This is a genomic window from Georgenia satyanarayanai (genome assembly GCF_900116375.1).
In the GTDB taxonomy this organism is placed as follows: Bacteria; Actinomycetota; Actinomycetes; order Actinomycetales; family Actinomycetaceae; genus Oceanitalea; species Oceanitalea nanhaiensis.
In genome coordinates this window covers 43,231-64,355 of the sequence record NZ_UETB01000012.1, presented here as the reverse complement: position 1 = coordinate 64,355, position 21,125 = coordinate 43,231, and the positions used below count along the sequence as shown (strand labels likewise).

Annotated in this window: 17 protein-coding genes; 10 read left to right on the top strand and 7 right to left on the bottom strand. The window is 70.2% G+C overall.

Features of this window, described 5'->3' with window-relative positions; genetic code table 11:
- Positions 1 to 127: 127 nt before the first annotated feature.
- Positions 128 to 994, bottom strand: a complete 867-nt coding sequence (locus DSZ44_RS13995; protein WP_110853248.1) for a potassium channel family protein — start codon at positions 992 to 994, stop codon at positions 128 to 130.
- 239 nt (positions 995 to 1,233) lie between these two features.
- Here DSZ44_RS13995 and DSZ44_RS18365 point away from each other — a divergent pair, with 239 nt between their 5' ends.
- Positions 1,234 to 1,374, top strand: a complete 141-nt coding sequence (locus DSZ44_RS18365; protein WP_181424650.1) for a hypothetical protein — start codon at positions 1,234 to 1,236, stop codon at positions 1,372 to 1,374.
- A 14-nt stretch (positions 1,375 to 1,388) separates the two neighbouring features.
- Here the strand turns inward: DSZ44_RS18365 and DSZ44_RS13990 are convergent, their stop codons facing one another.
- A complete protein-coding gene (locus tag DSZ44_RS13990) occupies positions 1,389 to 2,660 on the bottom strand; it encodes an MFS transporter (protein WP_110853247.1) in 1,272 nt (423 codons plus the stop codon).
- Between the two features lie 270 nt (positions 2,661 to 2,930).
- On the opposite strand from DSZ44_RS13990, the gene DSZ44_RS13985 reads away from it, so the two are divergent.
- The gene (locus DSZ44_RS13985) at positions 2,931 to 5,330 is read left to right on the top strand and encodes an amidase family protein (RefSeq protein WP_110853246.1); all 2,400 of its coding nucleotides are present in this window, start codon (positions 2,931 to 2,933) and stop codon (positions 5,328 to 5,330) included.
- A 633-nt stretch (positions 5,331 to 5,963) separates the two neighbouring features.
- Entirely contained in the window at positions 5,964 to 7,184 is a 1,221-nt protein-coding gene (locus DSZ44_RS13980; protein ID WP_110853293.1) for a pyridoxal phosphate-dependent aminotransferase, read from the top strand.
- 18 nt (positions 7,185 to 7,202) lie between these two features.
- Here DSZ44_RS13980 and DSZ44_RS13975 read toward each other — a convergent pair whose 3' ends face one another.
- Entirely contained in the window at positions 7,203 to 9,557 is a 2,355-nt protein-coding gene (locus DSZ44_RS13975) for a hypothetical protein (protein WP_110853245.1), read from the bottom strand.
- A 339-nt stretch (positions 9,558 to 9,896) separates the two neighbouring features.
- On the opposite strand from DSZ44_RS13975, the gene DSZ44_RS13970 reads away from it, so the two are divergent.
- Genes DSZ44_RS13970 through DSZ44_RS13960 form a run of 3 tightly spaced genes read left to right on the top strand, consistent with a single transcriptional unit; the run spans position 9,897 to position 12,405 of the window.
- Entirely contained in the window at positions 9,897 to 10,886 is a 990-nt protein-coding gene (locus tag DSZ44_RS13970) for a methionine ABC transporter ATP-binding protein (protein ID WP_110853244.1), read from the top strand.
- Positions 10,883 to 11,584 carry a methionine ABC transporter permease gene (locus DSZ44_RS13965; protein ID WP_110853243.1) on the top strand — a complete coding sequence of 234 codons (702 nt, stop codon included), beginning with the start codon at positions 10,883 to 10,885 and terminating at the stop codon, positions 11,582 to 11,584. The genes DSZ44_RS13970 and DSZ44_RS13965 overlap by 4 nt, the downstream gene beginning before the upstream one ends.
- An 11-nt stretch (positions 11,585 to 11,595) precedes the next feature.
- Positions 11,596 to 12,405, top strand: a complete 810-nt coding sequence (locus tag DSZ44_RS13960) for a MetQ/NlpA family ABC transporter substrate-binding protein (RefSeq protein ID WP_110853242.1) — start codon at positions 11,596 to 11,598, stop codon at positions 12,403 to 12,405.
- 260 nt (positions 12,406 to 12,665) lie between these two features.
- Here DSZ44_RS13960 and DSZ44_RS13955 read toward each other — a convergent pair whose 3' ends face one another.
- A complete protein-coding gene (locus tag DSZ44_RS13955) occupies positions 12,666 to 13,514 on the bottom strand; it encodes an early set domain-containing protein (protein ID WP_110853241.1) in 849 nt (282 codons plus the stop codon).
- A 957-nt stretch (positions 13,515 to 14,471) separates the two neighbouring features.
- Between DSZ44_RS13955 and DSZ44_RS13950 the strand changes: the two genes are divergently transcribed.
- Complete coding sequence (locus tag DSZ44_RS13950; protein ID WP_110853240.1) at positions 14,472 to 15,959, top strand: AAA family ATPase; 1,488 nt, start codon at positions 14,472 to 14,474, stop codon at positions 15,957 to 15,959.
- A 488-nt stretch (positions 15,960 to 16,447) separates the two neighbouring features.
- Complete coding sequence (locus DSZ44_RS13945) at positions 16,448 to 16,810, top strand: hypothetical protein (protein ID WP_146237563.1); 363 nt, start codon at positions 16,448 to 16,450, stop codon at positions 16,808 to 16,810.
- Between the two features lie 168 nt (positions 16,811 to 16,978).
- Here DSZ44_RS13945 and DSZ44_RS13940 read toward each other — a convergent pair whose 3' ends face one another.
- From DSZ44_RS13940 to DSZ44_RS13930, 3 genes are all read right to left on the bottom strand, one after another.
- On the bottom strand, positions 16,979 to 17,776 hold the full coding sequence (locus DSZ44_RS13940; RefSeq protein ID WP_110853238.1) for a carbon-nitrogen hydrolase family protein: 798 nt from the start codon (positions 17,774 to 17,776) through the stop codon (positions 16,979 to 16,981).
- 223 nt (positions 17,777 to 17,999) lie between these two features.
- The gene (locus tag DSZ44_RS13935; protein WP_258369522.1) at positions 18,000 to 18,698 is read right to left on the bottom strand and encodes a potassium channel family protein; all 699 of its coding nucleotides are present in this window, start codon (positions 18,696 to 18,698) and stop codon (positions 18,000 to 18,002) included.
- Positions 18,691 to 20,061, bottom strand: coding sequence for a TrkH family potassium uptake protein (locus DSZ44_RS13930; protein WP_258369521.1), 1,371 nt, complete (start codon positions 20,059 to 20,061; stop codon positions 18,691 to 18,693). Before DSZ44_RS13930 ends, DSZ44_RS13935 begins: the two co-directional genes overlap by 8 nt.
- A gap of 105 nt (positions 20,062 to 20,166) precedes the next feature.
- Here DSZ44_RS13930 and DSZ44_RS13925 point away from each other — a divergent pair, with 105 nt between their 5' ends.
- Positions 20,167 to 20,544 (top strand): VOC family protein, encoded by a 378-nt coding sequence (locus DSZ44_RS13925; RefSeq protein WP_220035207.1) that lies wholly within the window; start codon positions 20,167 to 20,169, stop codon positions 20,542 to 20,544.
- Entirely contained in the window at positions 20,541 to 21,113 is a 573-nt protein-coding gene (locus tag DSZ44_RS13920; protein ID WP_220035206.1) for a DinB family protein, read from the top strand. Before DSZ44_RS13925 ends, DSZ44_RS13920 begins: the two co-directional genes overlap by 4 nt.
- Positions 21,114 to 21,125: the final 12 nt, after the last annotated feature.

Genomic DNA, 21,125 nt, shown 5'->3' with positions numbered 1-21,125 from the left:
GGCCGTCGTCGTCCTGGTTCTGTCGGTGCTCGTTGCGGGCCACGGGCCACCTCCACGCACGTCGGGGCTGATTGCCCGACCCAGTGTTGCCCCACGGCACGGTGCCCGCGACCGGCGAGGTCCGCGGCTAGGAGGGCAGGCTCTGGTCGTCCTTGTAGGCGGCGAGCACGCCGGCGGTGTCCGCGCCGGTGTGGAGGAACTGGTCGTCGAGCACCTCGGCGAGGTCGGCGAGGACCTCGGCGAGCGTCCGTCCTCCGTGCCGCACGTCCTCCACCGTGCTCGCCTCGGCCACCTCGGCCAGCTCGAGGGCGTAGGGCACCGTCACCGCGAGCGTGGTCCGGGCGCCGCTGTCACGGAAGAAGTAGGTCTCGCTGTACTGGACCAGGTCGACGTAGACCTTCCCGACGCCGTCGGCCAGCTCCCCGAGCAGCCCGGACGCGGCGGACCGGTCCAGGTGGGGGAGTGCCTCGGCGGTGCCGGCACGGCGCAACGCGTCGAGCCTGAGGGCGAGGGAACGCCGACGGGTGAGCGCCGGGTAGACCTGGAGCACCCACGAGACGGCGGCGGTCAGCAGGGCGAAGCCGAGCAGGGCCTCGAGGGGGACCAGCAGCTGGAGCCACCCGGCCGTGGGGACGATGTCGCCCAGTCCCAGGGTCACGAGGGCGACGGCGGAGAGGTACAGCGCGTCGAGGAGGTTCCCTCGCTCCTCGGGCATGAGACCGGGGCTGTAGGAGAAGGCCTCGGGCACGTGCGGCCAGTAGATCAGCGCGCACCCGACGACGACCAGCACCACCCACGTGAGGATGACGATGACGAGCGTGACCGGGCCGCTGAGCCGCCCCGCGCGGGCGTGAACGTGCTTCGACGTGCGCCACACCAGGCGCATGAACAGCCGGCAGATGGGACCTTGGCCGCTCGGGTTCCACAGTGTGTGGAAGAGGTCCCACAGCGCGGCGAGCACGAGCACGACACCCGCGACGGTCGCGATCCACATAGGTCCCAACAGCTCACTCCTCGGCTCCGACTCTCCCGGCAGTCGACACCAGGGCGGCGCGGAGCGCACGGCGAGGGACGTGGTGGTGACGAGGGGTTCCGGGCCTGAGGTCCCGGAACGGGCCGACCGGCGAACGGCATTCTCAATTCATGCGCGGAATGCGGCATCGGTCGAGTGGCAGCGTGATACCTATAGTCCGACACCGGGCGGTGAGAACCCCCGGACCGAAAGGCGACCCTATGGGCGCGCAGCACATTCACCCCACCGAGACCACGGCCGAGCGCACGGAGTCGCCGAGCGACACCGTGACGCCCGAGCCCCAGGTGGCAGGGCTGCCTGTCACGACCGGCGAGACAGCGGACATCGAGGAGTTCGTCTGACGCGCCCCGCGGCGTCACCGTCCGTCGGCGGGCGTGGTGACGTGAGCCGGGCGGGCGGCGCCCACGGCGAGGAGTGCCGCGGGGAGCACGAGGAGCGCCGCCGCGACGTTGACCGCGCGGAACCCGCCGGCTGCCAGGACCGGCCCGGCCAGGGCGGCGGCGGCCGCACCGGCGTAGCTCATCACGGCGTCCGTGGCTCCCTGCAGCGGGACGCGGACGGGGTCCGGTGCGACCTCGGTGAGCAGCGCGGAGGCGGCGATGAGCGACGCCGACCAGCCGAGCCCCAGCACCGTGAGCGCGGCCGCGGTGAGGACGGGACGCCCGCCCGATGCCGCCGCCACGAAGCCCAGCACGGTGGCGGTGAAGAGGACGGCGATGCCGCCGACCGCCACGCGCACGCCGCCGGACCGGTCCACCAGCCACCCGAACACCGGGCTGAGCGCGTACATCCCCAGCACGTGCACGCTGATGACGATGCCCACGAGCTCGAGGCTCATGCCGCTGTGCCGCATGTGGACCGGCGTCATAACCATGACCATGACCATGACGGCGTGCGCCAGCGCGATGAGCCCGACGGCGAACCGGGCCACCGAGTGCCCGGCCGCCCAGCGCAGGGCCCCCGTGGCGCCGACCGTGCGCGGCGGGGACGCGGCACCGGGCACGAGGACCGGCTGCCGGACCGAACCGTCCGCGCCGTCGTCGGCGGGACGGAAGAAGGTGCCGAGGACGGTGGCGGCGAGGGCGAAGGCCAGCGCGGAGAAGAGGTACGGCCCGGCGAGACCGGGGATGCCGACACCCGACGCCACCCGCTCACCCGCGGCGGTGAGGTTGGGGCCGGCGACCGAGCCGATCGTCGTCGCCCACATGACCACGGAGATCGACCGGGCGCGGGTGGCCGCGCTCGCGCCGTCCGCGGCGGCGTACCGGGACTGGAGGTTGGCGGCCTGCGCCACCCCGAAGGTGCCCAGACCGAGCAGCAGGAGGAGGAAGGAACCGACGACGGCGGCCGTGACGACGAGGCCCGCGCCGAGCAGGGCGATCGTGTACCCGAGCGTGAGGGACCACCGGCGACCTCGCCGGGTGGCCAGCGCAGCGAGCGGGACGGCAGCGACCGCGGCGCCGAGGACCCCCGCGGCCTGGGCCAGGCCCGCCACGGCCGTGCCACCGAGCTGCTCGGCGAGCAGGGCGCCGACGGCGATCCCCGACGCCACCCCGATCCCGCCCAGGACGTTGCTCAGGGCGAGGAGCGCGACGGCGCGGCGGTGGGTGTGGTGGTCCTGCGGCATCGCTCTCCTCTCGCCGACGGGCCGAGTCTAGGACCGACGCGGAGCCGGGAGATCCCTCGCGGTGCGCGACTGTTACGCGGGCGCAACAGCAGGTAACTCCGGGGAAACGACGGTCTCGCAGTATCGGCCATACCTGGACGTCTCGTTCCGACCAACGGAGCAGTCCTGGGTAGGGGGCGTCGCCATGGCTGAGGAACAGCAGCTTCTGCGTACCTGCGGCCGCTCCGTCTGCACGGTCCACACGTACCGGCACGCACGAGGAGAGGGAACATGAAGCACACGAAGGAGGGAGCCGCGACCCGCGCGCTCGCAGGACGACGAGGCGTGGCGCTGCTCGGTGTCGCGACGGTGGCATCGCTCGCCATGGGGGCACCGGCGGTCGCGCAGCCGGCGCCCGACGAGGACTTCACCCTCGAGGAAGCGACCATCGAGGACATCTCCCGCGCGTTCGCGGAAGGGTCCCTCACCTGTGTCGAGCTCACCGAGCTCTACATCGAGCGGATCGCGGCCTACGACGACGCCGGTCCCAGGATCAACTCCGTCGCTACCGTCAATCCCGACGCCCTGGAGACCGCCGCAGCTCTTGACGAGGAGTACGCGCGCACTGGCCCGCGAAGCGACCTGCACTGCATCCCAGTCCTGCTCAAGGACAACATCGACACGGACGACATGCCGACGACGAACGGCTCGGTCATCCTCGAGGACGCCGTCCCGCCGGACGACGCCTTCATCACCGCCAGGCTCCGCGAGGAGGGGGCCCTCATCCTCGGCAAGGCGGAGATGGGGGAGTTCGCCGGCGGCAGCTACAACACCATCAACGGGCAGGTGGTGAACCCGTACAACGCCAAGCGCGGCACCGGCGGCTCCAGCGCAGGCTCGGGCGCGGCCATCGCGGCGAACCTCGCCGTCCTCGCCGTCGGTACCGACACGAGCACGTCGGTGCGCGGGCCTGCCGCCTACAACGGGATCGTCGGCCTGCGCCCGACGACGGGCCTCATCAGCCGCGACGGCATCGCCCCCAAGAACCTCACCTTCGACTCCGCCGGCCCGATGGCCCGCACGGTCACCGACACGGCCATCATGATGCGCGCCCTGACCGGCGTGGACGAGGCGGACCCGTTGAGCGTGGAGGTGTACGAGAACTACCCCGGTGGCGCCCCCGGCACCCCGGGCATCGACTACCTCGACCACCTGGACGAGAACGCTCTCGACGGCGTGCGCCTGGGCGTCGTGCGGACGTTCTTCGGGGGCGACCCGGAGATCGACGCGATGGCGGAGGAGGCACTGGAGACCCTCGAGGAGCAGGGGGCCACGCTCGTCGACATCGAGCTGGACCCCGAGTTTGTCGACTTCTACCTCACCAACGGCGGCCCGAACATCCGCACCATCGCCGACTACCGCTTCAAGGAGGAGTTCGAGACCTACCTCGCGACCTTCGGGCCGGACGTGCCCAAGACGGTCGAGGAGTTCATCGAGATCTACGAGGAGGAGGTCAGCCAGTCGGCGCTGCCCGTGGAGGCCAGCGTCCTGAACCTGCTGAAGCGGTCGCTCACGACGTCGACTGACGATCCGGCGTTCCAGGACCTCATCGAACGCGTCCTGCCCGCCGCGACGGAGTACAAGCTCTCCCTCTTCGAGGACAACGACGTCGAGGCGCTCGTCTTCCCGTACGAGACGAGCTTCGCGACGCCGATCAACAATCCCGTCGAGACCGTCGAGGACCCGACGTTCGTGCGGTCCAGCGTCCCCAAGCCCTCGACGTTCGCGGGGTACAGCTCCGTGGGCTTCCCGGGCGTCGTCGTGCCGATGGGCTTCGGCTCGCAGGGCCTGCCGATGGACCTGTCCTTCATGGGGCGGCCCTACTCCGAGGGCGAGCTGCTCGGCTTCGCCTACGACTACGAGCAGGCCAGCCAGCTCCGGGCCGCGCCGGCAGGCTTCCCCGACCTGCCGGCCGCCTCCGACCCGGTCGAGCCGACGCCGTCGCCGTCCGGGTTCTTCCTCTCCGACGACTGGTCCGGGACGGCGCACCACGCCTTCCAGTACGGACGTTCGGCCGACGAGGTGCTCATCGGCGACTGGGACGGCGACGGGACGGACTCCATCGTCGTGCGTCGTGAGGACCGGTTCCACGTCAGCAACGCGCCGAGGGGTGGCCCGGCGGAGCGGGTGTTCACCTACGGCCGCCCGGGAGACGTCTTCGTGGTTGGTGACTGGGACGGCGACGGCGTGGACACGCTGGCGATTCGTCGCGGGAGCACCTACCACGTGAAGAACTCGCTTCGTGGTGGTGACGCCGACACGGTGGTCACCTACGGCCGTGCCGGTGACGCGATCGTGGTCGGTGACTGGGACGGCAGCGGTACCGACACCTTCGCCGCCCGCCGAGGGGCGACCTACCACGTGAAGAACGCGATGGTCGGCGGCGACGCGGACCGGGTGTTCACCTACGGCCGGGCGGCCGACGTCACGCTGGCCGGTGACTGGGACGGCAACGGCACCGACACTTTCGCGGTGCGCCGGGGCAAGGCGTACTTCGTGAAGAACTCGCTCGTCGGTGGGCCGGCCGACTTCGCAGTGATGTACGGGCGAGCGGCCGACGAGGTCTACGTCGGGGACTGGAACGGCGACGGGAAGGACACGCTGGGCGTGCGTCGTCTGCCGGTGGGCTGACGGTCGCGAGTCGGCCCTAACGGGAGGCCCGCACCCGAGACGGGTGCGGGCCTTCCTGTTCTTAACCGAGGCCCGCGTCGCCAGAAATTGAACAATGCAAGAGGCTTCCGCGGGGGTTTCGTCGATAGTAAGGTTTGGCCACCGTTCGACCGAGCGGCTTCTTCAGCAGGGGGGAGAAGACAGGTGAACACCTCAGTTCGGCGGTCGCTCGCGAGTGCGGCCGCAACAGTCGCCCTAGTGGCGAGTTCATTCGTGGTGAGCGCCATCCCGGCGTCCGCGGCTTACCCGTCGTCATGTGGCTCTGCATATGACGGTCGCGGTCGCGTAGCAGCGTGGTGCAACCGCGGCACCGGAGAGGTTCAGGCCGTTCAGGGCTGCAATCGCCTTGGATGGGCCTACAGCGTCAGGGGTGCCTGGGTGAGAGCGGGGCATGGCGCCTCCCTAACACCGACGTGTGGGGCGCTGGGGACGCCCACGTGGAAGGGTTTCTACATCCGTACATGAATTCAGCCCATTTGCGCGGTGCACTCGCATAGTTCGGTCCGGCCGCTCTCGGGGCGCTCCCGACGCGCGCTGGCGAGCGTGCCGATGGACGAACCGACCGCCTCGCCGGTGCAGTGCGAAGATGCCCTCATGCGTAGTGACCGCTGGATCGACGTGGCCCGCGGGGCCGGCCTGCTCTCGCCGTCGGGAGCCGTCGCCCCGACGATCTTCGCCGAGATGTCAGAGCTCGCCACCCGCACCGGCGCGGTCAACCTCGGCCAGGGGTTCCCGGACGTCGACGGGCCGGAGCACCTCAAGGAGGCGGCGATCGCGGCCATCCGCGACGGCCACAACCAGTACCCGCCGGGCCCCGGCATCCCGCAGCTGCGAGAGGCGGTCGCCGCGCACCAGGCCCGGCACTACGGGCTGAGCGTCGACCCGGACACCGAGGTGCTCGTCACCGCCGGCGCCACCGAGGCCATCGCCGCGACGATCCTTGCGCTCACCGGCCCGGGCGACGAGGTCGTCACCCTCGAGCCCTACTACGACTCCTACGCCGCCTCGATCGCCATGGCCGGCGCCACCCACCGCACCATCGCGCTGCGCCCCGGCCCCGACGGCTTCCACCTCGACCCCGATGACGTGCGCGTCGCCTTCACCGACCGCACCCGCCTCGTCCTGGTCAACACCCCGCACAACCCCACCGGCACGGTCCTCACCACCGCCGAGCTCACCCTGCTGGCCGAGCAGGCGGCCGCGCGCGACGCCGTCATCGTCACCGACGAGGTCTACGAGCACCTCACCTACGACGGCGTCCGCCACGTCCCGCTCGCCACCCTGCCCGCCGCGGCCGGGCGGACGCTGACGATCTCCTCGGCCGGCAAGACCTTCTCCTTCACCGGGTGGAAGGTCGGCTGGGTGCACGGGCCGGCCGAGCTCGTCACCGCCGTGCGGACCGTCAAGCAGTTCCTCACCTACGTCGCCTCCGGTCCCTTCCAGCACGCCGTCGCGACGGCGCTCACGGACGAGGACGGGCAGACGGGGGAGTACGTCGCCGGGCTCCAGGCCTCGCTGCAGTCCCGCCGGGACCTCCTCACCGGCGCGCTCGACGCCGCCGGCTTTGCCACGGTGCGCGCGGCAGGCACGTACTTCGTCGTCGCCGACGCCGCGCCGCTCGGCTTCACCGACGCCGTCGACCTGTGCCGCCGGCTACCGGAGCTGGCGGGCGTCGTCGGCATCCCCGTCAGTGCGTTCTGTGCCGCGGGGTCCCCGACGGCGCAGGCGCTCGGCTCATGGGTGCGGTTCACCTACGTCAAGCAGGAGAGCGTCCTGGAGCGCGCGGCCGAGGGGCTCACGCGACTGCGCGGCTGAGGGCGCCGCGCCGCTCGCTCAGGTGACGGCCCGCAGGTAGTCCGCGACGTCGGACCGGCGGCAGGAGCCCCCGCGGACCCACGCCTGCAGCGCCGTGATCTCACCTGCGGTGAGCTGCTCCCCGAGGTCCTCGGCGACAGCATCCGCCAGCTCCGCCCGCGTGAGGCCCGGGCGCGCCGTCCGTGCGACCCAGGAGCCGATGGTGAAACGCCAGGGGTGGAGGCCGGCAGGCACCTGGGAGACCAGGCGGGCGAGCGCGAGCAGGCGGCCCGTCACGACCGAGGTCGTGCCGAGCAGCTGGGCGAGCTCCGCGGGCGAGTGCGCGAGGAGGTCGCGTTCACCCGTGATGCCCAGGCGCGTGAGGTGGTCCTTCACGCGGGCGATCCCGGGCAGGGAGAAGAACTCCTCCTTCTCGGGCGGGAACGCCGCACGGTAGGTGTCGGTGCGGCGGAACTGCGCGAGCTGGGGGTCCAGTGCGCGCCATGCGGCGAGCTGCGGCTCGGCGGCCGCGAGACGCAGGTGGTGGACCGCCTGCTCGAGGTCCGGCGTGGGGGCCGTGGCGTAGTGGCAGGCGGCCTGGTGGTGCTCGAGCGGGGTGAGCGGCGGCTCGAGGCAGCCGTCCGTCCCGACGACCATGAGGATCCGGGCGTTGCGCCCGATCGCCCGGAGCAGCGTGATGCTCTCGGCGGGGACGGCCGGAGCCGCGGCGAGCGTGTCCACGTCCGTCACCAGCGCCGTCGCCAGCTCCCGGGCACGCTCCAGCCCGGCGGCACCGTCACCGCCGTCGGCGAAGGCGAGGTTGATCCGGGCGACGAGCCGGTTGAGCCGTGCTCGGCAGATGAGGAGCACCGCGCCCGCGGGGTCGTCCTCGCGGAGGCGCTCGAGCCGGTCGAGGAGGGCGGCGAGCTCGTCGACGTAGAGCCTGAGGTCGGGCGCGGTGCTGGCGCTGCGGAAGCGGCAGTGGAGCAGGCCCAGCATCGCGGCGAGGTTCCCGCTGTCCAGGCCCACGGCCCGGGCCAGGAGCGGAGCGGCCGCGTCGTAGTCGCGTGCGAAGTCGCTGGTCGCCACCGTCTGGAACCCGACGGACAGGCCGTCGGTCGCGCCGCCCAGCCCGGGGAACCGGTGCACCTCGTGCAGCTTGGCCAGCACCAGGGCGGCGCTCATGCGGTGCAGGTCGGGCAGGACCGCCGCTCCCGAGGACGGAGATGCACTCGCGGTGAGCACCGGCGTGCGGAGGCCGAGCGCGTCGCGGTCCACGACCGCCACGAGGGCGGAGCGGCCGTTGTGGGTGACCTCCACCGTCTCGCGGTCCACGGACTCCTCGTCGACGGACACCTCCCACGGGGCGCGCGGGACGAGCACGTGGAGGACGGCGAGGAGGAGCTTCGCGACGACGCCCGCGGGGAGCGCGCTGATGACGGCGGTGTCGAGCGCGGAGACGTCCGTGCCGCGGGGGAACTGCGCCCCCCGTGGGCCCCGGGCTCCGAGCTCGTTGAGGATGCCGATGACGTGCGCGGTCGCACTCGTCGACTCCTTGCCGTCCGCGCCTCGCACCGTCACCGCGATCCGCAGCGAGCTCGCCAGGAGCTGGGCGGCGTGGTCCACCGCCGACGCCGTGAGAGCGAGGACCCCGACGGCGACAGCAGCGATCTCCGGTGCGTCCCCGCTGGCGCGTGGTGCCCAGACGATGAGGAGGACGAACACAGCCGTCGCGGCGAGCACCACCACCCCGGTGGCGACCGTCGCGCCACGACGGCTGGCGCCGATCCTGGCCAGCGTGGCGTACCGCGTCGGCGAGAGGCGACGGGTCCGGACACGGGCGAGCACGTAGACGGCGGCAAGGAAGCCGACGACGGCGAGCGCCAGCTCCCGGAGTGGACCAGCCCACCGCTCGACGAAGCTCGCGAGGGAGGACGCGACGTCCTCGCTCCAGGTCAGGGGCTGCTCGGTGGACACGGCGACGTCGCAGGCCGCGAGAACCTCGCTGCGCGTGTCCGCCGACGTGCCGCAGACGTCGGAGAGCTGGCCGCGCAGCGGGGCGAGGGCGGCATCGTCCGCCAGCGTGGAGACGACGGCCGCCAGCGAGGTCCGCGCCTGTGCCTCGAAGTACTCCGGGGCGCAGTCGCGGCGGTGCGCTGCCGCTGCGCCGCGGTGCTCGTCGATGAGGGCGCGCGCGTCCTGAGGGCGGGCCTGTGCGTTGAGGCTGCGGGCGAGTGCGCAGGCACGATCGGTCGGGTCCTGGGTCGGTTCCTCCGTCTGCGCCTGTGCCCCGGGTGCCGTGAGGAGGGCGAGGACCGCGAGCAGCCCCGCGAGCGCGACGACGACGGCGCGCACCCGACCGCCGACCGCACCGGTGACGCTCGTGCAGACCATCGTGTGCTCCCGACGTCGACGTCGAACCTCCTGTCCCACCGTTGCACCGGGACGCCCGACGGTGGAGGGGCGGAGCGGGTGATGCTCCGGCGGTCGCGGCTGGCGGCGAGGGTGACCGCCTCGCCTGCCGATCGCCGCACGGGGCGATCTACGATCGAGAGGTGCGGCGCACGTGCGCGAGTGCGCCGAGCCGCTTGGACCCGGCCGCGCTGCATGTCACAGGTCGCATGCTGAGACAGGCGTCTCTAGAGGTGGACATCGCACCGTCGGCCGTCGGACCCTGGACCTGCCACGACGTGCCGCACCCCCGCGCGCCTCGTGCACCTGGAGGAGGCCCGGTTGATCGATCTGGAGGACGTGTCCAAGACCTTCCGCACACCCGGCGGTGAGGTCCACGCGCTCGACCACGTCTCCCTGCGCGTCGAGCCGGGGGAGATCTTCGGGATCGTCGGCCAGTCCGGTGCCGGCAAGTCCACCCTCATCCGCACGGTCAACGCCCTGGAGAAGCCGGACTCCGGGACGGTCACCGTCGACGGCGCCGTCATCTCCCAGCTCAAGGGCAAGGAGCTGCGCGAGGCCCGCCGCCGTGCCGGGATGATCTTCCAGCACTTCAACCTCCTGTCCTCCCGCACCGCGCAGGCCAACGTCGAGCTCGCCCTCGAGATCGCCGGCACCGGCCGGTCCGAGCGCCGCCACCGCGCCACGGAGATCCTCGAGCTCGTCGGCCTGTCCGACCGCGCCGGTGCCTACCCCGCCCAGCTCTCCGGCGGCCAGAAGCAGCGCGTGGGCATCGCCCGCGCCCTGGCCGACAACCCGCGTGTCCTCCTCTCCGACGAGGCCACCTCGGCGCTCGACCCGGAGACCACCCGCTCGGTCCTCGACCTCATCCGCCGGCTGTCCCGCGAGCTCGGCCTCACCGTCCTCCTCATCACCCACGAGATGGACGTCATCAAGCGCATCTGCGACTCCGCCGCCCTCATGGAGCACGGACGCATCCTCGAGCACGGCCCCATGGACGAGCTGCTCACCACCCCGGGCTCGCGCCTGGCCGCCGAGCTCTTCCAGCTCGGCGAGCTGCCCGACTCACGCGGCACGACGATCATCGACGTCACCTTCACCAAGCAGACCTCCTCCGAGCCCGTCATCGCGCGCCTCGCCCGGGAGCAGGGCCTGGACGTCGCGATCCTCGGCGCCGCCATGGAGACCATCCACGACGGCACCCAGACCGGCCGCACCCGCCTGGAGATCCCCGCCGCCACCGGTGACCAGGTGGAGGCCGCGCTCACCTACCTGCGCTCGCAGGGCCTGTTCGTGGAGGTGGTCCGATGATCGACCGCAACGACCCGGACTTCTGGTCCGACCTCGTCGAGATCGTCACCGGCGCGACCTGGGAGACCCTCTACATGGTCTTCGTCGCGCTCCTCTTCACGGTCGTCGTCGGCACTGCGATCGGCGTCCTCCTCGTCACCACCGAGGACGGCGGCCTCTACGCCAAGCCCTTCGGCTCTCGAGCCCTGGGGAAGGTGGTGAACCGGGTGCTCGACGTCGTCGTCAACATCGGCCGCTCGATCCCGTTCATCATCCTCATGATCCTGCTCATCCCCTTCACCCGGCTGGTCGTCGGCACGTTCATCGGACCGACCGCCTCGATCGTCCCGCTCACCATCGCCGGCATCCCGTTCTTCGCGCGCCTCGTGGAGATCGCCGTCCGCGAGGTGCCGCGCGGTGTCGTCGACGCCGCCGTCTCCCTCGGTGCCACCAAGCGCACGATCATGTTCAAGGTCCTCCTCGCCGAGGCGGTCCCCGCGCTCACGCTGGGGCTGTCCACGACCGTCGTCGGCCTCATCGGCTACTCCGCGATGGTCGGGGCCGTCGGCGGCGGCGGGCTCGGGGACGTGGCCTTCCGCTACGGCTACCAGCGCTACAGCCTCGAGTACATGCTCGTCGTCGTCGTGCTCCTCGTCGTCCTCGTCCAGATCCTCCAGTCCGTCGGCAACTACGTCGCCCGACGTGCGTCCCACCGCTAGAAAGTAGATCCATGCGCCTCACCCGCACCCTGCCCGTCGCCGTCGTCGCCGCCCTCGCGCTCACCGCGTGCGGGGGAGGGGACGACGACGGCGCCACCTCCGGCGCCGAGTCCGACACCATCCGCGTGGCCGCCCTCGCGGTCCCCGCCGGCGACATGCTCAACTTCGTCGCCGAGGAGCTCGCCCCGGCCGAGGGCCTGACCGTGGAGTTCGTCGAGTTCAGCGACTACAACACGCCCAACCCGGCCGTGGTCGACGGCGACGCCGACGCCAACCTCTTCCAGAACACGACGTTCATGGAGACCTTCAACGAGGCGATGGGCGAGGACCTCGTGTCCGTCGGTGAGGTCTACCTGCCGCGCATGGGCCTGTACTCCAACGACTTCGCCTCGCTGGAGGAGCTGCCCGACGGCGCGTCGGTCGCGATCCCGAACGACCCGACCAACGAGGGTCGCGCCCTCAAGCTCCTCGCCTCCCACGGCCTCATCGAGGTCACCGAGGAGCCCATCACCATCGCCGACATCACCGCGAACCCGCGCAACATCGAGTTCGTCGAGATCGAGAACGCGACGCTCCCGCAGGCCGTGGAGGACCAGGACGCCGCCATCGTCACCGCCGCCTTCGCGCTGCCCGCGGGGCTGGGCGAGGACAAGATGATCCTCGCCGAGGAGAGCGACAGCGAGTACTACAACGTGCTGTCCACGACGCCGGAGCTCGCCGACGACCCGCGCATCACCACGCTCTACGAGCTGCTCACCTCCGACCAGATGGACCAGTTCCTCGAGGAGCAGTACCAGGGCGTCATCATCCCGGTGGAGTGATCCGGAACAACTCAGCTCTCGGCGCAAGGGGGGCTCACCCCCAAGGGGCTCTCACCCCCGCGTCGAGAGCTGAGTTGTTCCTGGTCCGGCTCTCGGCGCGAGGGGGTCTCACCCCCGCGTCGAGAGCTGAGTTGTTCCTGGTCCCGCTCTCGGCGCGAGGGGGTCGCACCCTCTCGTCGAGAGCTGAGTTGTTCCTGGTCCGGCCCGCGGCGCGAGGGGGTCGCACCCTCTCGCCGAGAGCTGAGTTGTTCCTGCGGCCGCTACCGGGCGCCGGCGACCGTGAAGGTGATCTCCGGGGCGTCGTCGTGCTCGCCGGCGGGCGCGTAGGCCACGGTGTGCTCGCCGGGCTCGGTGATCTCGACCGGGGCCTCGTAGGCCGTCCACTCGCCGCCGTCGAGGGAGTACTCGATCGCGTCGATGCCGTCGTCGGTGGGCTCGAGCACCAGGGTGGCGGGCCCGTCGTAGGCGGCGAAGTCCGCGCACGCGATCGGCAGACCGGGGAGCTCGGAGTCGTGGATCATCATCGACAGCGGCGTCTCCCGCGGGACCCAGTCGGCCCCGCCGGCGCCCACCGCCGTGCCCGCCTGGCTCGGCTGGAGGGACCCGACCGGGTCGCCAGTGGAGGACAGCCAGATCTCGTTCGGCGGCTCCGGCGGGCCGGCGTGGTCGTGCATGTAGTGCCCGCCGAACTCGGTGCACGAGCCGTCGTGCAGGTGGGCGGCGTGGTCGGCGCCGGACAGCAGGCCGCCGACGTTGGTGGTGATCTCGGTGCCGGACTCGTCCTTGACGAGCGTCACGGTGCCCTCGACGACGAGCGTGTTCGTCGCGCTGCCCAGGCCCTCGCCCAGCGGGCCGAAGGAGCCGGTCGAGGTGCCGAGCACGGAGGCGCCCACCGGGCCCGTGGCTGCTGCGGCGGCAGCGGCGTCGTGGTCCGTGCTGCCGTGGGAGTCGTGCGCGCCGTGGTCCTCGGCGTCGGTGCTCTCCGCCGTCGGCTGCTGGCCCTCACTCGTGGGGGCGGCGTCCGCCGGCGCCTCCTCGGCGTCGGAGCACGCGGCCACCACGAGGCCCAGGCTGAGGACGACAGCTGCCGTCCGGATGTGTGAGCGCATCGTTGCCTCCGTCCGGCGGCACCCGTTGCCGCCCGCGAGATTGTATAGGCATGCGCGCCAAACCAGACGCCGCCGTCCGCCGACGGTCAGCGCGCCGTCGGCGACACCCGGTAGCGCCGCAGCCGCAGCGCCGGGTTGACCTCGCACCTGCTTCAGGCGGGCCCGGTCCAGCTGCGCCACGGCCGCCCCGGCGGCGGCCACGGCCACGCTCATGGGGTCGGAGGATGACGCCAAGCCCCTCACGAAGCCAGGGACTATCGAGGTCACCGCCAATCAAGATCGCCGGCACCGCAAACGGGCGCAACATCGAGTTCGTCGAGATCGAGAACACTAGGCTGCCGCAGGCCGTTGAGGATCCCGACGCCGCGATCGTCGCGGTGCCTATGATGCCAGTCCCCGACGGATATGTAGTTGCGCGGCTGATTGCACCGACGGCGCAGTCCGGTGTGCTGCCAGCGAGATTCCAGGAAGAGAACCCGTCCGGGGAGTTCACAGGCACGAGGACGCCCTGGTGCTCGTGGCCTCGGGTGGCGCCGATGTGCCGCGAACGTCCTAAGCGGGTGGGAGTGTCTCTTGTTCCCTGCATTGCGCGATTGACTGACCGACGGCCGACGCGAGCCGACGGCACCTGCCAGCCGACAGTGCGTCTAGTCAACTAGTCCGGTGATCAAGCCTTCTGTCACCGAAGCACGGCATGGGGCGACGCGCAGCGGAATATCCGTATGGACACGTGCTATGGCTCTCCATCGTGAGTCCAATGGATCGAAGTGCCAGGGAGACCCGAGAGGCCTGCGGAGTGGCGGAGGTCGGCCGCTCGGCTGAACTGGGGCGCTCGTGACGTGGAGAGACCAGCTCAGGTTGCATCCTGATTGGTCGCCGCCGGATCAGCGCGGGGCTCCTTCTCTGCAGACTTCTGTAGTGTCTTCGCAGGATCCTCGACTCGATTGAAGGTGCGCCATGCTCCACTTCCGCGTTTTGACCCGCGGTGCGTTCCCCGCTCAAAAAGCGGGCGTGGTGTCGTTGATTCGTGACAACTGGGACGACTACGGGTTCAAGACACTCTTTAAACTCTATTACTCCAGCGAAGACGGCGCCGAGGAACTTGGGTTCGTGAAGATCGCCAAAACTGGCATGGGTGATGAAGGTCTGCGAACGAAACTGCCTACCTCTTTCACGCTCCTGGAGCAAGACGCATTTTCGGTAGGGCAAGACCGCGAATACTATGAAAAACTGCGGGAGTTGCCCAATGGCCTCGGTCAGCAGGTGTTGGCGGCTCTCAGAGACATCGCATACGACCAGCATGCTTTCGCGGTCGCAATTGGTGAACCGGTACTGCACATCTCCCTTCTGCGAAGTGTCGACGTGCGCACCGTGACGGATCAATTCCGCAGGATCGTGCATGGCGGCTCGGTGCTTGATAGCTATCGATTCGCGTATAAGGTCCCGACCGAGGGGGGCCAGCTGTCGCTTGGTTTCGAAGTGCAACCCGAGGCCAATCCTCCGACGAATGTGCATGTGCTGATCGGTAGCAATGGTGTCGGAAAAACCACGCTCCTGCGCGGCATGGCTGGCTCGTTGCAAGAGCCCGGACGTACGGACGCCAGCTGGGTGAGTGAGGGCGACGGTGGCGAACTGCCTTTCGTGAACCTCGTGAAGGTGTCGTTCTCGGCGTTTGACCCTTTCGATCACTTCTATATGGCCGATAGGACAAAGGAGGGGCGCCGTGTGAGCTATGTCGGGTTGCGTGATGGCGGCGGCTCGGGGCTTCGAAATGACCAAGAGCTTGCGCGGGATTTTACAGACAGTCTGCGGCTATGCTGGTTCGGCCCGCGGCACGATCGGTGGCGCGCTGCGATGGCGCATCTTTATCGCGATCCTCTGCTCGCAGAGTCAGAGATCGGGCGATTCGCGGCAGCCTCGCCCGACGATTTCGATGCAGAGTACATTGGATGTGCCTTCTCGAAGTTGAGTTCTGGTCACAAGATCGCTCTACTCACGGTGACTAAACTTGTTCAAATGGTTAATGAGAAGTCGCTCGTGCTGATCGATGAGCCCGAGTCGCACCTGCATCCGCCTCTGCTGTCGGCGCTGATGCGCGCGATATCCGATTTGATGGAGGAGCGAAATGGAATTGCCATTGTAGCGACCCACTCGCCCGTTGTGCTTCAAGAGGTCCCACGGAGTTGCGTGCACCTGATCTCTAGGTCTGGAAGGCGCCTAGGCGTGCATAGTCTCGACGTCGAAACCTTTGGCGAGTCGACCGGCGTATTGACGTCCATGGTCTTTGGGCTGGAAGTGTCGCACACGGGTTTTCATGCGCTGTTGAAGGATGCGGCTACTCTGGAGCGAGGCGATTACGACCGAGCACTGGCGCGGTTTCGGGGCCAACTCGGCGGTGAAGGAAGGGCAGTTCTGCGATCTCTTTGCTACGGGCTGCAAGGCTGATGTTCAATCTTCAGCGCCCGGGTATGGGTCATGAAGAGGTAATTCGAGACATTCTCTATCGTATGCGGCTGGGGCCGCGACGAGTCAGGATCGAGGCAGCCACGCCGCATATGTTGGATGCTGGACGCGCTTACGCAGTGGCGGGAGCGGGCGAACGTCTGGGTGACGCTCTTCCTAGAGAGTTTGCTGCCGGTGGGCTCGCTTCAGATGATGTCAAATATCAGTATGAGGATCGTCTCTTGAGTAAGAGTTGTAGGGCCCGCCGCCACTACGACGCTTTGATGGAGAGCGCACCGAACCGCAGATGCCCCTATTGTGGGACTGGGACCGTCTACACACTGGACCACTACCTACCAAAGTCGGTCTTTCCGACGGTCTCCGTATGTCCAGACAACTTAGTGCCGTCGTGCCGTGACTGCAATAGTGAGAAAGGGGAGTATAGGCCAACGGGCGCCTCGACCGCGATTCTTCACCCATACTTCGACGACGTGGACGACCTGCCGTGGTTGAGTGCTCGGATTTCGCGTGGGACGCCCCCGGTGGTGATCTATCGCGTTCGCGGCGACGTCTTGAACGAGCTTCGATTGCGAGCCGAAGCGCATTTGCACGTGCTGGATCTCGTGAACAGGTACAGCTGGCTTGCTGCTCAGGCGATCGCAGACGATACGGCCAGACTTGCCGCTATGCTCCAAGAGCAGGGAGTGGACGCTGTGCGGGCGCACCTCCGGGAACAGGCAGAGGTTCGCGGTGGGAGTCGGCTGAATTCTTGGGCGAGGATGTTATACCAGGCTTTGGCGGTGGATGACTGGTTTTGTGAAAACTATTTGGCGGACGTCGATGCGCTGATGTGACGGCTGTAAGGGCCGTGTGGAGGGCACGGTCTTTGAACGAATTCTGAGAACCGGCACTGTTCGACGTGCTCTATTTGTCGCGCGGAATGAGAGGTTCGAGGCGGCACCGAGCGCGCCGCGCCCCGTATCTTGATGGATGTGCCCCCTTGAGCCGTGATCGGGCGCAGCTCAGTCCGCGGGCGACACCCGGTACCGCCGCAGCCGCAGCGCCGGGTTGACCTCGCGCACCTGCTCCAGGCGGGCCCGGTCCAGCTCGGCCACGGCCACGCCCGGCTGCTCGCCGGCGGCGGCCAGCGCCACGCCCATGGGGTCGAGGACCACGCTGTGGCCCACGCTCGTCGGCCCGGTCTGGTCCGCCCCGAGCACGTAGGCGGTGTTCTCGATCGCCCGCGCCCGTAGCAGCGTGCCCCAGTGGTACTCCTTGAGCGGCCCCGGCGCCCAGGCGGCGGGGACGGCGAGCACGTCCGCCCCGGCGTCGACGAGCGTGCGGGAGACCTCGGGGAAGCGGACGTCGTAGCAGGTCTGCAGGCCCACGGCGAAGCCCTCGACCTCGAGCAGCGCGGCCTCCTGCGGGTCCGCCGGCATGACGCGGTCGGACTCGCGGTAGCCGAAGGCGTCGTAGAGGTGGACCTTGCGGTACACCGCGCGCACCTCGCCGTCCTGGATGCCGACGAGCGCGTTGTGGATCCGCTCGCCGTCGGCGACCTCGTTGACGCCGGCGACCACGGTGAGGTCCAGCTCGGCGGACAGCTCGCGCAGCCGCCCGACGCTCGGCCCGTCCAGCGGCTCGGCGCTCGCGACGAAGCGCTCGTCCATGGCCGGCGCCGTGAAGACGGAGAACTCCGGCAGCACCACGAGGCGCGCCCCGCGTGCGACCGCCGAGCGCAGGTGCTCCTCGATGGTCCGCAGGTTCGCGGCCTTGTCCTCACCGGGCCCGAACTGGGCCACAGCCACCGTCAGCGACATGGTGCCTCTCCCTCCGACGCTCCGGCCGAGGGTACCGCCCGGGCCCGCCGCCGGCGCCGTCGGTCCGCCACACGACGACGGCGCCACCCCCCGCCCGAGAAGTAGCGCCGTCGCCGCCCCCGCCGGCATTCGTGGGCCGGCTCAGGTCTGTGCGTGTGCCCACACTAGCGGGCAACGGCGCTCGCGGGCGCGCGTTCGTCGTCTCGTGACGACGGCGCCGTCCTCAGGTCATGTCGATGAAGCCCTCGGCGACGGCGGCCGGCCCGACGACGATGATCGTGTCGCCCCTGCTCAGCACCGTCTCACCGGTGGCGTGGCCCCAGCTGCCGTCCGGCTGACGCACCGCGACGACGTTGAGGTTGTGCTTCTTGCGGAAGCCGACCTTGTCCAGCGGCTTGCCGGTCATGAGGGCCGGCGCCTGGGCCGTCACCATCGCGAAGCCGCCGCCGAGGTCGAGGTAGTCCGCGATCGTGCCCCGCAGCAGGTGTGCGACCTTCCGGCCCATGTCACTCTCCGGGTAGACGACGTGGTGCACGCCCAGCTGGGTGAGGATCTGCCCGTGCGCCGCGGTGATCGCCTTGGCCCACACGTGCGGGACGTTGAGCCGCAGCAGCCACGAGCTGGCGAGGATCGAGGCCTCCATGCTCGAGCCGATCGCGACCACGGCGTGCGTGAAGTCGGCGACGCCGAGCTGACGGAGCACCTCCTCGCGGGTGGCGTCGGCGCGGACCACCTGCGTGAGCCGGCCGTTGAAGTCCTGGACGATCGTCTCGTCGGTGTCGATGCCGAGGACGTCGACGCCGGACTCGGCCAGCTCCAGGGCCAGCGCCTGGCCGAAGCGGCCCAGGCCGATGACGACGACGGAGTCGCCCCGCCCGAGCGCGGTGATCGCGCGGCGGCGGGGACGGAAGTGCTCAGCCAATGAGGGGTCGCTCCTTCGGGAGTTCGTACAGGCGGGTGCGGGGCCGCAGCGCCAGGGCCGTCGCCAGCGTGACGGGTCCGACCCGGCCGGCGAACATGATGACGACGAGCAGCAGCTGCCCGCCGTCGGGCAGGAGGTGGGTGATCCCGGTGGACAGCCCCACCGTGGCGAACGCGGAGATCACCTCGAAGACGATCTGGTCCAGGGTGAACTCGGTGGTGATGAGCAGCACCCACGTGCCACCCATGACGACGGCGACGCCGAGGCTGAGCACCGTGATGGCCTGGCGGTGCACGGCACGCGAGAGACGCTTGCCGAAGACCGTCACCGCGCCCTCGCCCCGGATCTCGGCGAGGACGATGGCGACGAGGACGGCCGCCGTCGTGATCTTGATGCCGCCGGCCGTGCCGGCGGGACCCGCGCCGATGAACATGAGGACGTCCTGGGCGAACCACGTCTGGGTGTTCATCTCGGCGACGTCCAGCGTGTTGAAGCCGGCGGTGCGCGCGACGACGGCGGCGAAGAACCCGGCGAGGAGCTTCGCCGGGGCGTCGAGCGGGCCGAGGGTGCCGGGGTTGTCCCACTCGAGGGCGGTGATCGTCACCGTGGCGCCGACGAGGAGGACGGCCGTGCCGACGAGGACGATGCGGGTGTTCATGCTCCACAGCCGGGGCACGCGCACGTGGCGGCTCAGCTCGAGGAAGACGGGGAAGCCGATCCCGCCGAGGATGACGGCGACGGCGATCGGCAGGCACACCCACGGGTCGGCGACGAAACCCATGAGGTTGTCGGAGTAGAGCGCGAAACCGGCGTTGTTGAAGGCCGAGCCCGCGTGGAAGATCCCGTGCCACAGGGCGCGCCCGGGCGGGTAGTCGTGGGCGAGGGCCAGGCGCGCCGCGAGGACGACGGCGGTGGCGGCCTGGACGATGAGGGCGATCGTGGCGACACCGACGACGACGCCGCGCAGGTCCTGCCCGCTCGGGGTCCCGATCGACGCGCTCGTCACCAGCCGGGTGCGCAGACCGAGCCGGTGGACGAGGAGCAGACCGAGCAGCGAGGCGAAGGTCATGAGCCCGAGCCCGCCGAGCTCGATGAGCAGGAAGATGACGACGTGCCCGAAGCTGCTCCAGTACGTGGCCGTGTCCACGACGACGAGCCCGGTGACCGAGACCGCCGAGCCGGCCGTGAAGAGCGCCTCGACGAGACCGGCACGGCCACCGGCCTCCTCGGTGACGGAGACGGGAAGCAGGAGGAGGACGGTCCCGGCCGCGAGGGCGGCGGCGTAGGCCGCGACGATCGCCTGTGCGGGGTGCGCCGAACGCAGGCGCCGGAAGGGAGGCCGCGTGCGGCCCGTGAGTGGCACGCGAGGACTGTAGACCCATCGGTGCCACCGCGCCTACACCGGCAGCGGCCGTTCCCCGTGTCGGAGGTTCTCGCTACCGTGTCCACACCCGAGCGAGGAGGCACCGTGAGGATCACCCGCATGACCACCGTGTTCGACGCCGCGGACATCGACGCCGAGAGCCGCTTCTGGGCGGGCGTCCTGGGAGGCTCGGTCGAGGCCACCGACGACGACTGGCGCGCCGTCCGGGTCGACGGCGCGAACCCGGTCTCCGTCCAGCTCGCCCCCGACCACGTCCCGCCGCAGTGGCCGCACGGCAACCCCCAGCAGGCCCACCTCGACCTGTGGGTCGAGGACGTCGCCGCGGCCCACGAGCAGGTCATGTCCGTGGGCGCCGCGCTGCTCCAGGAGGCCCAGCACCCCGAGGAGGACGAGGACTTCCAGGTGTACGCGAGCCCGGCCGGCCACCCGTTCTGCCTGTGCTTCTCGCGGACGGCGCCGTGAGGGACCCCAAGGACCTGCTCCAGGAGTACCTGCAGCGGTCCCGCGACGCGATGCTGTGGAAGCTCGAGGGCCTGCCGGAGCGCGAGCTGCGCTGGCCGCACACGCCCACCGGGACCAACCTCCTCGGGCTGGTCAAGCACCTCGCCGGCATCGAGCTCGGCTACTTCGGGGACACCTTCGGGCGGCCCGGCCCGGTCGCGCTGCCGTGGATGAACGACGACGCCGAGGACAACGCGGACATGTGGGCGACGGCGGAGGAGTCGGTCGAGGACGTCGTCGGCCTCTACCGCCAGGCCTGGGCGCACTCCGACGCGACCATCGCCGCGCTCGACCTCGACTCACCGGGCCGCGTGCCGTGGTGGCGGGCCGGGGACGTCACGCTCCACCACGTGCTCGTCCACGTCATCGCCGAGACCTCCCGGCACGCTGGCCACGCCGACATCGTCCGCGAGCAGATCGACGGTGCCGCCGGCCTGCGCACCGGCGCGACCAACCTCCCGCGCCGCGGTGAGCGGTGGTGGGCGGAGTACGTGGAGCGGCTGAAGGAGGTCGCGGGCGCCGCTCGATAGGCTGGGGGCACC